The sequence below is a fragment of the Bradyrhizobium sp. CCBAU 11430 genome (genome assembly GCF_028128855.1).
GTDB classification, from domain to species: Bacteria; Pseudomonadota; Alphaproteobacteria; order Rhizobiales; family Xanthobacteraceae; genus Bradyrhizobium; species Bradyrhizobium ottawaense.
On the sequence record NZ_LBJV01000005.1, the window covers coordinates 109,685 to 124,280 of the forward strand.

General features: G+C 60.2%; 16 protein-coding genes. 4 read left to right on the forward strand and 12 right to left on the reverse strand.

What is annotated here, in order from left to right:
- Nucleotides 1-123 precede the first annotated feature (123 nt).
- Nucleotides 124-927: a hypothetical protein gene (locus XI04_RS03370; protein WP_271623421.1), complete on the forward strand. Its 804-nt coding sequence runs from the start codon at nucleotides 124-126 to the stop codon at nucleotides 925-927.
- Nucleotides 928-1,783: 856 nt separating this feature from the next.
- A complete protein-coding gene (locus XI04_RS03375; protein WP_271623422.1) occupies nucleotides 1,784-2,422 on the forward strand; it encodes a hypothetical protein in 639 nt (212 codons plus the stop codon).
- Nucleotides 2,423-2,872: 450 nt separating this feature from the next.
- Here XI04_RS03375 and XI04_RS03380 read toward each other — a convergent pair whose 3' ends face one another.
- The 6 genes from XI04_RS03380 to XI04_RS38750 all read right to left on the reverse strand — a co-directional run bounded on the left by XI04_RS03380 (nucleotide 2,873) and on the right by XI04_RS38750 (nucleotide 9,331).
- Entirely contained in the window at nucleotides 2,873-3,778 is a 906-nt protein-coding gene (locus XI04_RS03380; RefSeq protein ID WP_271623423.1) for an NAD(P)/FAD-dependent oxidoreductase, read from the reverse strand.
- 170 nt (nucleotides 3,779-3,948) lie between these two features.
- Nucleotides 3,949-5,373, reverse strand: a complete 1,425-nt coding sequence (locus XI04_RS03385; protein ID WP_271623424.1) for a LodA/GoxA family CTQ-dependent oxidase — start codon at nucleotides 5,371-5,373, stop codon at nucleotides 3,949-3,951.
- A 1-nt stretch (nucleotide 5,374) separates the two neighbouring features.
- Nucleotides 5,375-6,766 (reverse strand): ferritin-like domain-containing protein, encoded by a 1,392-nt coding sequence (locus tag XI04_RS03390; protein WP_271623425.1) that lies wholly within the window; start codon nucleotides 6,764-6,766, stop codon nucleotides 5,375-5,377.
- 649 nt (nucleotides 6,767-7,415) lie between these two features.
- Nucleotides 7,416-7,853, reverse strand: coding sequence for a YbfB/YjiJ family MFS transporter (locus tag XI04_RS03395; RefSeq protein ID WP_271623426.1), 438 nt, complete (start codon nucleotides 7,851-7,853; stop codon nucleotides 7,416-7,418).
- 45 nt (nucleotides 7,854-7,898) lie between these two features.
- Nucleotides 7,899-8,838, reverse strand: a protein-coding gene (locus XI04_RS03400) for an IS630 family transposase (protein WP_442869376.1) whose coding sequence is annotated in 2 segments (ribosomal slippage) — nucleotides 7,899-8,501 and nucleotides 8,503-8,838 — 939 coding nt in all. Because the reading frame shifts where the segments join, the coding sequence is not laid out codon by codon here.
- Nucleotides 8,839-8,911: 73 nt separating this feature from the next.
- Entirely contained in the window at nucleotides 8,912-9,331 is a 420-nt protein-coding gene (locus XI04_RS38750; protein WP_442869377.1) for a YbfB/YjiJ family MFS transporter, read from the reverse strand.
- Between XI04_RS38750 and XI04_RS03405 the strand changes: the two genes are divergently transcribed.
- Complete coding sequence (locus tag XI04_RS03405; RefSeq protein ID WP_271623428.1) at nucleotides 9,295-9,456, forward strand: hypothetical protein; 162 nt, start codon at nucleotides 9,295-9,297, stop codon at nucleotides 9,454-9,456. The genes XI04_RS38750 and XI04_RS03405 overlap by 37 nt on opposite strands.
- A gap of 158 nt (nucleotides 9,457-9,614) precedes the next feature.
- On the opposite strand, the gene XI04_RS03410 is transcribed toward XI04_RS03405, so the two are convergent.
- The 6 genes from XI04_RS03410 to XI04_RS03435 form a co-directional block, all read right to left on the reverse strand.
- On the reverse strand, nucleotides 9,615-9,839 hold the full coding sequence (locus XI04_RS03410; protein WP_271623429.1) for a hypothetical protein: 225 nt from the start codon (nucleotides 9,837-9,839) through the stop codon (nucleotides 9,615-9,617).
- A 151-nt stretch (nucleotides 9,840-9,990) separates the two neighbouring features.
- Entirely contained in the window at nucleotides 9,991-11,709 is a 1,719-nt protein-coding gene (locus XI04_RS03415; RefSeq protein WP_271623430.1) for a hypothetical protein, read from the reverse strand.
- A 91-nt stretch (nucleotides 11,710-11,800) separates the two neighbouring features.
- Nucleotides 11,801-12,976, reverse strand: a complete 1,176-nt coding sequence (locus tag XI04_RS03420) for a hypothetical protein (protein ID WP_271623431.1) — start codon at nucleotides 12,974-12,976, stop codon at nucleotides 11,801-11,803.
- On the reverse strand, nucleotides 12,973-13,356 hold the full coding sequence (locus tag XI04_RS03425; protein ID WP_271623432.1) for a hypothetical protein: 384 nt from the start codon (nucleotides 13,354-13,356) through the stop codon (nucleotides 12,973-12,975). The genes XI04_RS03420 and XI04_RS03425 overlap by 4 nt, the downstream gene beginning before the upstream one ends.
- Nucleotides 13,357-13,727: 371 nt before the next feature.
- Nucleotides 13,728-13,865, reverse strand: coding sequence for a hypothetical protein (locus XI04_RS03430; RefSeq protein WP_271623433.1), 138 nt, complete (start codon nucleotides 13,863-13,865; stop codon nucleotides 13,728-13,730).
- Between the two features lie 156 nt (nucleotides 13,866-14,021).
- Nucleotides 14,022-14,153: a hypothetical protein gene (locus tag XI04_RS03435; protein ID WP_271623434.1), complete on the reverse strand. Its 132-nt coding sequence runs from the start codon at nucleotides 14,151-14,153 to the stop codon at nucleotides 14,022-14,024.
- Nucleotides 14,154-14,160: 7 nt separating this feature from the next.
- On the opposite strand from XI04_RS03435, the gene XI04_RS03440 reads away from it, so the two are divergent.
- On the forward strand, nucleotides 14,161-14,586 hold the full coding sequence (locus XI04_RS03440) for a hypothetical protein (protein ID WP_271623435.1): 426 nt from the start codon (nucleotides 14,161-14,163) through the stop codon (nucleotides 14,584-14,586).
- The last annotated feature ends 10 nt before the right edge of the window (nucleotides 14,587-14,596 follow it).

Here is a 14,596-nt window from a genome sequence, read left to right on the forward strand (position 1 = left end):
GCCGTATTTCACTGCCTATAATTTGCAAGAGACTTACGCAACGGTCAAAGCCCGCAGCTATAGGAATGTCTACCCGTGTTCCATTTATTTTGACTTGTGCAACATAATCTCGGAATGACCCCAGTGCGGATAATCGACGTCTGGAATGTGGCCACCTTTGATCCAGCGCTGTTGGCGATGCTTGAGCAGAAAGCCGCACTGATACGCGACTATCTGACTACCTCGCGCCGACAGTTTCTTGAGCGCGAGGCGTCCGACCACACCTGGCCATACCCAACCAATCCTTACGCGGCGGACCATCAGGATTTCGTCGAGGCCGTCGGCCAGGAAATGAACCACCGCACGATAAGAGCCTGGCACTACACTCGCCTGTTGGATGATGAGGTCCGCATTATTCAGGAGACCGGGATCTATCCGGGCACGCTTGAAACGCTGCGGCGCCGGCTGGATGCCCAGGCACAAGCCGGGCTGTTGTCGGCTGCCAACGTGGAGGCGTTATATGCGGCAAGCCCCTGCCACCATCCGGAACAGCAACCGGGCCGGCTAGGGAAGTTTTGGCTCACATCCGATCCGGTACGGATCGATGACGGCGGCGTAAAGCCGCTGCTTGAGAACTGGGGTGGCGAGGCGACGTATTTCTGGCTCAAGGATGAAAGGCTTGAGAAGCTTGTCGCCGGCATGGGACGCGCTCGGATCCTCGAAGTTGGCGTTCCTGTCGAAAAGACCAACCAGTGGCTTTCTGCGGGGCGTGCGGTGGTTGGTGCATTCGCTCGAACGCTTGGCTGTCGGCCAGATCACGGCGCCTTCGACCTGTACACGATGGAGCCCTTAGGGGCGCCCGCGATCCTCGCTGTTCATACCGCCGGCGAGACGACGTTCAAGAGGGTCGGCAGAGGTTACCCGGCCAAATACAAGTCCATCCGCTGACGGTGGCGCGCTGAAGGCCCCTTCGCGGCAGTCACCGCGAAGGGCCGCTGCGCCGACAGGTTTTCCGGCGCCTGCCGTAACAAATATTTCCGCGAGAATCTGCCAAATGCGCCCGGTCAGAGATTCGGATCCAACTAAATAGTCGGAACGGTCGGCGATCGTCTCCCTCGATTTGAGGCCCAAATCTCTACGATCAAAGGATCTAAACTTGCATACATTTGCATATGGACTGGTGACCTTGGGTTACCTGATCCTCTTCATCCTAAGCCTGGGCTCTTGATGCCAGGCCGCAGGGCGGCTTCGGCTGCCCTGCCCTAGCTTCCGTTGCGCCGGATCTCGGCGAGCCGCTGCCTAATCCGGCCTGACACGCCCTGCGTCATGACCAGGAGCAGCTTCAATTCGTCGGGCGAGAAGGAAACATCGCGGATCGACTGTATATCCGTGACCGCGCTGCCCTTGAGCGGCCGCACCGAGATCGTTGACGCATCGGTGTGCGCGTATTCCTGGTTTCTCAGCTTGAGCAGGCGCTCATGGAAAGCCCATTGCGCCTTGCCGTATTACAGCAGTCTCTCCGGGAAATTGATGCCTTTCCCCCGCCCTCCGGCAAATGGACGGGCATAGGCAACAATCATCGTGGTCGTGAAGGCGATCTGTTGAATCGGCATGCTTCCCCGCCGCAGGAACGACAGGGAATGCCACCCCTTCTTGGGGATATACTGGGCGCTGGAACTGGCTATCGCCAGGTCGCCATGTGAGGCGTGCAATTTCTCAGAGCGCGCGATCCCGCGGTAAGAGAATCAAGTCTTCAACCATCGTGCCATCCAGGTAACACTTCAGGGCCACTTAAGGAATTTCCATGACGGACATCTTCAAATTCTGGTCGATGATCGGCAAGACCGAGACGATACATCCGCTGGATCGGCCGATCTTTGATCGCCTAAACGATTGCCACGGCTTCGACCTGCGCTGCCTCCCCTGCAATTTCGGCGGCAAGCTGCGAACCGCCCCCATCGTGCTGCTCTACCTGTCGCCGGGCTTCTCGGAAACAGATGTCCGAATCGCCAGATCGAAGGAAGGTCAGGAACGCTACGTCAGGCAACGCACCGGCCGGCTGGGGTTCACGGACGGTCACCCGGAAGCCGCCAGATGGCGCAAGGTGCGGCTGGCCTGGCTGGGTGAACCGGACGCCATCAGAGACAAGGTCGCCATCGCCAACATCGGCGCCTATCACTCACGCACCTTCACCGATCATCATGTTCTCGCCGCGCTGCCGTCCAGCCGGGTCATGCTCGATTGGGCGCAGTCGGTCCTGTTTCCACAAGCCGAGCGGGGTGACCGGATGGTCGTCTGCATGAGGGCGGCGAATTTCTGGGGACTTGAGACGGGACGGCGTTATGGCAAGGCCCTGTTCGCGCCGCAAACGACCCGCAGCGGTCATATGCGGCGAGGAAAGATGCGCGACGATATCGAGCGGACGGCTCGGCGCTACCTCTAGAGGCGGCACATTATTTTGCACCGCCGCCAACCGATTTACCGAAAGAACCGCGCCGATCGCTCCAACAATCAGATAGATGTAATCGATGCGCTTGATCCACTTGCTTCGCATCATGTGATAGAGCTTCCGTGCGCCGCCGCGGAAGAGCGCCTCTGATATGAGGATAAACACGCAGACCCCGAAGGCGATGGTGTAGAAGGACGCGACTAAAACACCGATCAGCGCATTCATCAAAACCGTCGTCGTAAGATAAAGGCCGTCTCCCGCCATTAGGCTGAAGACTGCGACCCGGTAGCCAGGAAATTCCGTCGCGATGTACCGGTTGAAGTGGGCGAAGAGGAACATTGCGAGGATCACGAAGCCACCGACAACGCTGTCAGTATCGAAATCGTTCATGCTTCCTCCGACCGCTTCCAGGCTCCCTCTCAAAGAGCCGGTGCAGAGCCTCACCTAGAGTCGCGACTCCGCCGCGACCTCCATTCGTCTCTGCCAGAACGAAGAGTTGCGAAAGCGTCGGGCAGCATCTTCATACTGCCTGTATCTCATTTGTAATTGCCTGTCCCGAAATACAGTTAGCCAGTGTCTATAGACTGGACCGATCGATTGGGTATCGGCGAGTTCGGTAGCTGCCGTCCAGGCTCCTTCGACAGCGTTCTGAACACCCGATCCTGAGAGTGGATCCAACGAAATGGCCGCATCACCGATAGCGACAAGCTTGCCGGCTACGGGGTCTCGAACCGATCCGGTCTGGGCATCCATACCCAAATAATCGGAGAAATCGGGAGCTTCACCCACCTTAGACATTAGTGCGGATCCGCCATAAACCTCTCGGAGCATACAGATGCGTTGGGTGGCGTCCCCCGGAAGCAAATCACTATCGGTGACGAAGATCAACGTGCCGAGGGCACCGCGATGCGGCGGCGCATACCACCAGCCTTCTGCGACCGCCTCCAAGATCAGGGATCCGTCGTGTGCACGACGCGTCCATGGAAAGGCGAGAGCGACGAGCCGGTCGCTACGAATGCGACGCATTACGTTGAAGGGTCGCAAGTTCGATCGGCGTCCGGTGGCAACGAGTATCCAAACCGCCCGAGTCTGACCTTCACAACCGTCGGATGTTACCCAACTGAGCTTGTCCTGATCGCTCGATTTGATCCTAGCGCTAACTTGTATGGCGCCGGCGAGGCTCGCTTGATGGGCAAGGGTTTCGTGCAAGGGGTGGCGATCGACCGAGCGTGCTTCCAACGCCTGGAAGAATGCGAAGTCGACAAAATCCGGCTCTTCGCACTCCCAACATCGCAGTGCCCCGACACAGGGCAGGCCGAGTTGCGCAGCACTGGGAAATCCCAGCCGCATCAGGACGTGGCGGGCTGATGGGCTGAGTATCTCCGGCGGGCGCGGCGGTCGCTCCGGAGTGCCCATGAATTGAACGACATCCCATCCACGGCGCGCCAGACATGCCGCGGCGACCGACGCGGCAGGCCCCGCGCCAACCACCGCAACGCTGCAATTCGGCGGGCTAAGGCTCACGCTTGAACAATTTGAGAATCGAGCGCAGGATCACGGTCCTTCTCGACCACCTGCCCGCCTGTAGGCGTCATGACTCCGAGCTTCTGCACGTCCTTGGCCAACCGGCTATGGTCCATCGCCGGCCGCAGCCAGGGCCGCTTTACATTTTCCTCAGTCAGCACGCGATAGGGCCGTTGCGCCGGCCACCAGCTGTCCCCGCATTTCAGAAAATCTGCCTGCCACGGAAGCGCCATTAGTGCCGTCAGGTCGCCGGCACGCGAGGCCTGGTGCGACAGGCGGAATTCGAAGGCGGCATTCTCGTAGCGTCCCGGATCGGTTATGTTGATGCCGGCTTCGATGCCCGGGAAAAAACCCTGTCCGAGCGCGCCGTCCAACGCCGCGCGCGTCAGCGTATCGCAAAGCCCCCGTGACGGCGCGGCGCCGGCCCGAAACTGTCCCGCTGCCCACGAGTCGAGAGCATCGATCTGCCATGTTCGCAGTTCGAAGTCATGGAAGGCGTTCTCGACTTCGCGCACGAGCGTTGCCGTCGTTTCTCTCAGGGGCTGGAACGCCGCGCTGGCGTCGGAGAGAGCCGCCCAGTCCTGGCTGATAGTCGGCCAGGTCGGCTCCGGATCCACGTGCTGCAACGACGACGCGCGCGCGATCATCGGGCGGATGTCAGTGTCGAAGTACGGGGGAGCTGGCGCTTGCAGCCAGTGTTGATCAATCGCCACCTGTCGAATGACGTCATAAAGGTTCACAACGCCGTTGGCCGGCGGCGCGAAGTCAGGCGGCCCCACAATGACCCAAGCGCCGACGGCGTCCACCGGCTGCTGGTTCGGCAGTTGTATGGTTGCCATTACCGGACCATCCGCCACGTCGTCGAACCAGCCTGGGTTGTTATAAAAACTGTCACCGATCGGCGCATTGTCTGGGCTTTCGGAACGTCCCGAGCCGCCCAGGACAATGAGACGCTGTGCACGGTCGGTGAGGAGATGGCCCAGATTGACCGCGACGGCCCGATAGGAGGCCCCCATGGCCACGCGGGCGGCGTTTGCGCCACTCACATTCGCGGTGGCCAACATGGCGCGGTCGAGGCGAGCCGGATCGTCGATCACGGCACGCGGTTGCGCCGGCGGCCCACCCGGACGTTGGATCGCGTCCTTCCTGTTGCAGAGAGTGACCGTCCAACGGACGACGGTACCCAGCGGGAGATTGGCCTCGATCGGCGCTGCCGGGTCGGTGACGTCGAATATCCGGAAGCGGGCGCCCTGTCGCTTCATCCGGAAATTCATATCCTTGAAACGCGTGACGGGGCGCTCCGATCCGTCCGCATTGATCTCTAGTCCGAGCCCATCCGGCTCTTCGCGACCGACGAAAAACTCTTCCGGGCTATTGCCCAGCCTTGCGAGACCGATCGGCGGATATATCGCGTAGGGCATGTCACTCTCCTTGCGGCAGATTGGGCGCACGCTGGAGATCGATCGCCGCGATGCTCTCCAGTATGACTTTTCCTGTGATGTCCGAAGAATACTCGCTCGCAGTCCTGATAACGCCAATGATCCCGTCCCGCTCCGCGAGCACGGTGTTGTAGCGCGCAGCGAATTTCGACCGGGTCGTCGGCGATTCCTGACGGCGCAGCCCATACGGAGGGCCAGCTTTCACTTGGGGGTCGGCGTCGAGCGGGCGCCTCGCCAGTTGTGCTGCCATCGGTTGGACGACGCGATTCATGCCTTCGATGCAGACATCGATCATTGCCGCCCGCACCGCGGCTGTCCGCGATTGCGACAGCGCCCAAGCCAAGTCGAGAACCAGCAGTTCATAAACAATGCTAGACAGATCGGCCCAAAGCACAGTGTAAGGATTTACGATCGGAACGGCCTCATCATCCTCGGGTTCCAGCTGGGAGCGCGTGAATGGCGTGCGCGGCAACGAAGCGGCGACGATTTGCCCGGCCTCGAAGCTGTCCAGCACGCCGAGAAACCCTTGAAAATGGGATTCTTCTGAGTTCGCTGCACCTTCGCCCTGTGCTGTGATGGCGTCGATCGCCGCTAAAGCACCGGTTCTGTCGCGGACGGGAGCGACGATCAATCCCGGCACCGACCCCCACTCGCTGCCCTCTGCCCAGAACGACGCTATCTGCTCCGGGTCGACGAAATCCGCATCAGATAAGTGCCAGCCAGGCTTGAATCCGAGTCTCTGCGGCAAGCCGGCGGGATCTACATCGCTCGCCTGGAAAATCCAGCGGATGGCCGCGTACAGCGCATAAACCGGGTTCGGATCAACGCCGAGCGCCGTCACCTCGGCTTCCAGCGCCTCTACCCGAGCGCGAAGCATGTTATCCGCGATCGTCGCAGGCCGCTCGATGACGATAAATTTTGCCAAAGCGGTGGGCGACACTCCCTCGAGAACAAATGGAAGTGGATTGTAGGTGCTGCCCCGTCGCAACACGTCGCGGCCGAGATGGATGCGGGCCGGCAGGCCTTCCGGACTAATTCCCTCCAGACAAAGCAGAAGGTTCTGCGTCGTCACCAGGTGGCCCATCTCCTGCACGGCGATGTGCGAAATGATCCGGCCCGCAACACCCCGAACGGACTGCGCCGCATATAGATATTGCACCATGAGGGCGTGCTCCACCTCAGCTGCCAGCATCAGCAGGCCGATCGCGTCCTCTTTTGGCGTTGCGGCAGCCTCAACCCGGGGAATACCAATTTGAACGAGAGTGTTTGCGAGCTTTTCCAACGTTGGACTGAGAGGTTGCTGTTCGCGCGCTACCCAAAAGGTCTCGAGATGCGGAGACGCCGCGGCGTTCCAGACAATCCGTGGTAACGTCATAACATTCTCCCGACAGCGCGCTGAAGCGTCCCTACGCTAAGCTCTGCGGACAATCCGCTCGACCTCTTTCGCGGCGCTCTCTACTGTCGTTTCGGCGGAGCGCGGCAACATTTGATTGGTCCTGCCTTGCCGCAGATATGCCAACGAATGCTCGATTGCACAGCCGGCCGTATCACTAGAGCGCTTAGCTGCAGGCCGCGGCCACTGTGTAGAGCGCCCTGCGGTCCGGTCGGTTGTGACAGATGGTGCGATGAACTGCAGACAATCTTGCCGCCGGTCGTTTAGGCGATGGTGATCGCCACATCGTCGCCCGCAATGTAAGCATAACTAAAGGCCGCTTGCGCTGGCGCATCAATCGATTCGAGGCCCGCATCCGCGTGCATCGTCCTCCAAAAAGAACCCATTATGAACTGCAGAAATTATCGATAAAATTTATGCTCAACCAGAGCGCGTTGTCAAGTTTACACTCTTTGGGCGAATTTGCCTCGCAACCGACATTCTCAAAGCCGACGTTGCTGGTCGTGGCGTCGCCGGCAATCCTGCATAGCGCGCGCCATTCGACGTAGAGTTTTTTTTGCGGAGGAGCCCGCCTCCGCACGATGCCGTGAAACTACGCGGTAACGCGTTGCCGAACGTCCCGAAAACGCGATCAGACGTCCCGTCGTTCGATCGTGTCGCGAGCCGAGCAGATCAGGACCGCACCTGTGAGCAGGCAGGCAATCGCGATAAGCGACGGCAGCAGGAACCCGCCGGTCTTGTCCCGCAGATACCCGGCCAGAGCCGGCCCGACGATTTGCCCGAGTCCGAAAGCCACCGTCATGATGCCCACGGGCCGCCGGAGATCGCCGATCCACAACGCGCGCGCTGCCACCATGCTCTGAGATGTCTTGGCCATGAAGGTCGCGCCGACGCATGACGCCGCGAGCAGCGTCGCAAGCCCGTAATGTTCGGCGAGGCTGGTGGCGACACCGGTCGCCTCCGTAAGATACGCCAGGCACATGGCCAAGGGCAGGCTCGTGACGCGGGTCACCCAGTTCCAGAAGAGAATGGACGGGCCGGTCGCCAGACAAAGCGCAGGCGAGGGCATCCGATGAGCGCTCAGTATCGCGAGGGCTCTAAAAGCGTGATGACATTAGGTTCGATAGCCTGAATTTTTGAGGTAGTTGGCGCATTCCTCTGAGGTAAAGGCATCGAGTGCGTGGCCGATTGCTGCGCAGACAGCGTCGACGGTTCGCGCGGCAGCTTTGCGGACCAAGTGCTTAAGCTTGGCAAAGACGTGTTCGATCGGGTTCAGGTCTGGCGAGTATTTTGGCAGGAAGAAGAGTTTGGCGCCGACCGAACGGATGAGCTGGCGAACCACTTTGCTCCTGTGGCTACCGAGATTATCCAAGACGACGATGTCACCGGACTGAAGGGTCGGCAGGAGAACCTTCTCGACATAGGTGCGGAAGCTCACGCCATCGATCGGCCCCTCGATGAACCATGGCGCATCGATCCGGTCATGGCGCAGGGCCGCCAGGAAGGTCATGGTCTTCCAGCGGCCGTGGGGGACTTTTGCGTGGAGTCTGCTCCCGCGCGGCGCCCATCCCCGCAAGGGGGCCATGTCGGTCCTGGTCCAGGTCTCGTCGATGAAGACCAGCCGTTCAGCTTCGACGCGATCTTGATACTTTGCCCACTGGGCCCGCCGCCGCGCGACCTCGGGACGATCGCGTTCGCCAGCCGCCACGCTTTTTTTTGAAGCTGAGCTTCTCGGCATGCACGAAGTCCCATACCGAGTGATAATCGACTTTCAGGCCGCGCCCGGCGAGCTCAGCAACGAGACCGCGTATGGTGAAATCGCCGTCCTTGATCCGCTGCGACAGCCAGACCGCGTGCCCACCCGAGATTGCCTTCGGCTTGTAGCCGCCGATCTGGCTGGGCTCGACACTGCCAGTCTCATCAACCCGCTTCATCCAGCCGATGGCCGTGCTGATTGCCACCCCAAATTGCTTGGCGGCCTGATTGCGGGAGATCCCGCCCTCGATCGCGGCCACAACACGCTTGCGAAGATCAAGAGAGTACGGCTTGCCCATCCATGCTGGCCTCCGTCCAGCCAGCATGGTGAATCAGAAACCGGCTGATTTGGGAATCCCAAATCGATTCAGCCTAAACCCATCCCGCTTTAGCCGATGCGACGACCAGCGAAGTGCACGGCGAGCAGCGAGCTTCGACCATTCGCTGCGACGGTTCCACCATGATTGCGGTAGCTACGACGATGGCGAAGGCGCCCGCCATACCCGCCGAGATACCGTACGAGGACGAAAAAAGGGACGCCCGTCCCCACGCCCATCGCTCCCGTCGACGATCCGCCCAGGAAGAGCGTGCCGATGAGCCAGGCCGGACGATCTCCGGGAACGCGTGCTGCGGACGCGCGAGAGCGCCGGCGAGGTATCCCGCGAAGTTGGCCGACGTGATGATGCCCGCTTCACTGGCCGTCACTCCATAAAGGTCCTGCATGACCGGCAAAAGCGGCGAACACGAAGCGATCGATGCCCAACGCCGCCGCCAACGTGAACATGGGGGCAAAGGCGATCCGGAGCGGGTCGTCTCTCATCGAAAGCCTTTCCGCCAAACTGAAGCGGACCGTCGAGGCGCGGGCACTCCGACGATCCGGCCTCAATGACGCGAGCTATCTGAAAGCCGCGTCTTGAAGCATCTTGAATCCAACCCGGCCCCAGTAGACCCGATGGTAAACGATGAGACCGTCCTCGAGATCCAACGATTCCACGACGTCAAGTTGATCGCCGTCAGGACCTCGGCTCGGGTATCCCAGAGAAGGGTCTTTCCGTCCCAATGGTAGTTCTTCAGCCTATACCAATCCTTGCCGTCGCTCTTCGGAGGGAGCGCGAAGAAGCCGGCGAAGTGCTTTCGGATGTTGTCCCGACCGCGGATGACCGGACGCGTCCTTTTCAATCACCAAAACGGCCGAGCCGTCCGGCGCATAGAAGTCCATCAGCTTGTCTAGTTCTGTTGCGACGATGGCGCGATGCCAGCCTTCGTGGACGAGTTTCATCTGTTCGGGGGTAGTAGCCATGCTTCGTCTCCGCTTCGATGCAGACCGCTTTAGTCGCGGCCGGACGATCGAATGTCGAGAGACCCCGTCATCTAGAACGCCGGAATGAGTATTCTAGAGTCCCCTTGGATTCCGGGCGCGGAACATCTTTCAATTGTGGCCGGCCGGATATTCAGTGGAGATCCGGCCTAGGCTCGATTTTTCCCATCGCTATCGCCGCAGCAACGCTGGGCTCTTCGCTCAAGCCAGGAACTTTCGTAAGCACAAAGCCCTGTCGGTGAGGATCATAACGTAGGTCGTCGAACGGAATCGGAATCATCAGATTTCCCCCGCTCATCTGATGCATGTGAGCGGCGACGATCTGTCCGGTGTCCATGGAGAAATCGAGCCACCATACTTCGCCGGATTTGGCTTCCTCTTCGAGCGACTGACTGTTCAAGATCGCGTTTTCGTAGACGCCGATCGCGTGGCCGGGATTAAGTCGTACCTGAAGAATCCGTTGCGAAGGTGACTTCAGGAAGACCCCGTTATGACGCGCGAGAAGACTGATATGGTCCGAGAAATTGGGCGGTAGAGGCGGCTCGTGAAAAGCACGAGGATCGGACGCGAAGCCTTTTGGGACCAATGAAGATCTGTCGCCGAAAAAGCGAAGTTCTCCGAACTGGATCCACGAGCTTTCGGCGGCAACGGGCGCGTCCGACCCGAACTGCGAAGCCGTGTTTGGCCTGATCGTGCAGCCGACCACCCGTCTCAATGAAAAGTGAAAGTCGAAACTTTCGATGACGGACGTTGGGCCTTGACCGAAAAATCCCTTGTGGGCGTCGTTGATCGCGTAGAGCGGCTCCGACCGCGAATAGTCCGCTCCGATGCGGGTCAAACCGCCTGCGATATGTGCATAGTCGTGCACATCGGAAGGGAGGACGTGCGACAGTCCAACGATCGGATACTCTTCATCGCCTTTCACGGGATTGTATCTGGATTTGAGGCCTCTCAATCGAACGCGCTCGAACCACCGTTCTCGCGGTCGGTCTTCGGTTTGGATTATATGATAAGCGGTCCGCGAGAGCGGGTCACCGGGCGGCGTTATGACGACGGGTTTGGTCGGTTGGACCGGAAGGCCGGGAGAGGTGCCGGAGGCCAGCAGTAGCGTAGGTTGTGTGAGATCTCCCGCTAAATCCCGCCAAAAGTCGCTTCGCAGAACGGTCCAGACGGCGGCCGGTACCGCCAGCCACCAACGGTCCATCGGCGCGGGCTTCGCCTTCGGCTCCAGGACACCCATGAAAGAAGCCAAATGCAGGGCGTCGTGCGGCAATGCGCGAAGCCTCGCGGCAGTTTGCTGCAGGTGCTCGGGACTTTTTCGCCGGTGCTCAGCTTCTTCGGCCGAGAGTATCGCGTTGACGATCCATCCGAGGCGCCCGGAAATGTCGGCGCCCTTCGCGAACCATCTTTCCATCTGTACCAGATAGCGGAGCGCCGAATACAGTTCGTAAAGCGCATCGGTCGCGCTTGACCGCCGCCCCCCGACGAACAATTGCTCGCCGACGCCGGCCAAGACAGGCTCGCGCTCGTCTTTGCGTACGCGCGGAAGGATACGACACATCGTGTCTTCGGCGAGTGCCGCACCCAGGTCGTCGTCCGGATCCGGAAGCTCGAGTTCGTCGACTTCCCGTTGAATGGCACCTCGCAGCGCGTCTTCGTTGACCCGGTAGTGCTTCGTTTGGCCGCCTCGCCGCCCGGTGGGGGCGCCCTTTTCGGCGATGAAGAGATCCTTCCGGCGATAAAGCGTCTTTTGGACCGTTCCTTCGGCAACGCCGCTCTCTCGCGCGAGGTCGGCCGTGCCGAATTCGCGCAACCGCAAGGCTGCTGCCAAAATTCGAAACTGCTCCAGCATTTCACAGCCTTCCGTTGAGGAAATCAGCAGCCACGGGATAGGATTAGCAGACCGTCCATATAGAACTCTTTTTCATCGGACAAGTGTCCTCTCAATTATTCGTGAGATAATGCACCAACTCATTAACAGAAGAGGTATTTAAATACCTAATGAAGAGGTCGATCAGCTGGGCATCGCGAGGTTTACCTAAAAAATGGGCCCGCAATCGCACGAACGCGTCTCGCCTTTGGCGGTAATCCCATCCGTTGAGATTGAGATCGTAGGCCAGCCTGCGAACCGCCTGAGAAGCTTTGTTCCTGCCGACCTCCTTCGAATACAGGCTAAGGACCCCGTCATGGACAAGGGCTCCCAACGCGACCTCGGGCGCCTGACTGAAGCGCGGCCTGTCGCGGGTCGCTTTCCTCGCAAGGTGAATGCGACGAGCCATGTCGGCTTCGGAGGCAGCGCCGGTATCCGATACGCCGGCAGCCTGCGCTTTTTCCTCCATGAGGCCCACGATCACGGCATCCAACATGCCTTCGGCAATCGGATCGACGAACAATCCCTCGTTTTCACGGGCTTCCGGTCGAGCTGACATCTGGTAGGCATGACAGAACATCTCGTGCAACGCGACGTAGTTGAGCGCCGCCATTGACTGGCCGTCGAGCAGCGAACTCGCGACCTCGACCGTCACGATACTCGTTTTGGTCGTCGCGTCGTCGGAGAACCAGGTTCGACCGTTCACCGCGAGGGAGAGGCCCGGGATGCAGGTCGGCGCCTGGGACACTCCGGAGGTGCAGACCACGACGGCGGCCGGCACCCGACCGTATTCGCGGGTCGCGTCATCCTTCGCATTTCTCATTGCCTCCTTGATATCGGAGATGCAACGCCCCCCTTCGGCGACGATGCGATCGTCGCCTGCTCGTCCGTTACAGATGTCGCCCTTGACGCAAAGACCGCATTTGACCCCGTCGATCCGCTTTCGCAGCGCGTCGACGACGGGCCTTATCTCCTCGTAGGCTCCTCCGAGCGCGGCTTGGCTCGCGCGAGAGGTCCGATCCAGAACTGCCGTCAGAAACGTGTCCAACGGGTCGTGCGCATGCTCTCCCAGCACTCGCGCGCTCACTTTCCGGAGTTCGTCGTCGAATTCACCTTGGACTTCGTCCGAGGGCAATGCATCCGGAGAGAGATCGGCGAGGGTTCGAAGGTATGCAGCACGCAGCGAGAAAATCTTCCGGTCATCGAGATTGAGATGACTCGGCTCCGGCGCCGTCCGACCGTCAGTCATTTCTTTTCGTTCGCGCCCTTGTCCGCCGGTGAGGTGCTGTTCGGATTGTTCGTGGCGATCCGGTCGTCGCGGAATTTCCGCTTCAGGAACGGAACGACGACGATGGTCCAGACATCCTCGGCGACGGTGGCCGCGAGGGGACCGAAAGTCGCGATGATCTCCGTCCACTCGCCGGGAGACATGCCCTGCCCCTTGGCGATCTTCAATTCGTCGGTAAAACCGGGAGGCGTTTGGACCCCCGCGGCCGCGAGCTCCTTCGAGCTGCCGGCATCTCGCAGCGCTTCGCGGATGGCCTCCTCCACTTGGGCGAAATCGACCCCTTTCGCGTAAATTCTTCGGTCCATGAAATCTTCCTCTTTCAGTGGCATGCCCGGCGCCACTCAACCATCATCCGGCGAGTTGCCCCGCTATGCAACTGCATTTTCTCCGAGCGACGAGGTGCCGGACTTGCCAAAAATCAGTCGCGCCGCAGCGCAACAACCAAAGCCTGGATCTTGCCACTCAAGCGGTCCGGCCCGAATCTGCGAACGAGCGCCGATTGCGCCGCAGCAGTTCGGCAAGCCTACGCGTCACGACGCCGGTGCCTGCGGCCAGCTCCAGCGCAGGTACGTGCGGGCACTGCTGCGACGCGCGAGGCGATCTCGCGCGCGTAAGGCTCGAGATGAGCGGGACGAGATACGTCTCGTAGACGCGCGGGATCGATCCGACTAATCGCGTTCGTCGGCTCTTCCAGACGGCATCGGCGGCGATCTCACGTCTTCAACAGCGTGCGCTTAAGGAACTGCAGCTGAGTATCGATCGCGCGCTCGAAGGCATCGCCGAAGTAGGTGGCCAAATGGTGCGGTGTCAGAACGTCAAATTCCGCGTTCGCACCGGCCTTCGCGAACACTTCCCGGGTGTGCCTCGACGCGGCCGGTCAAGGGATCCTCCTGCGCCGCGAGATACACAGCATCGGACGCGGCGAGATCTTTGAGATGAAGTCACGGGGCTCGGCCTTGGCCAGATGATAGAAGGATGGGAGCGTGATCTTGTTTTCCCCAGGCGTCTACGCCGCGTCGGACCGTTCCTTGCTGCCGTTGAAGAAATTCCAGGCGTGCTCGCTCGATAAGAAGGTCCGGGCGCCCTCGTCGCCCATCGCGTTGGCCAACGATGTCGGCCAAGGCGTGACGTAGGTCATTCGCATCTTGAGCCCCCGAGTAGAAGGGCATGTTCAGGATCACGACCTCGACCCGCAGATCGTCGCTGGAGGCTATCACGACGGCACCGCCCGAGTGGCCGATCCCCCACAGCGCTACCCGGTCTGGATCGACGCCCGGCTGTTTCATCGCTGCTGTCACGGCATCGTGGTAAAAGGGGCTGTCGCCATTTCCGCCGTCCATCAGTATCTCATCGTGACCTTGGGCGACGGCGCTCAGGTCCTTCGCAAAGACGCAACTAGATATTGCATCCGGGTGTGCTACAATCCATTAATCAAGTTTCATTTAGACGTCATTGCACATGAATTGTTCCGTCTCATGTCTAATGCTTCGCGTGGCCCAGTACGTTATTGCGGTGTCACTGGCAATGATGTCCGTTGCAACCTCTTCGATCCAAGCCTGCGCCACCGATAGACCCGTGACA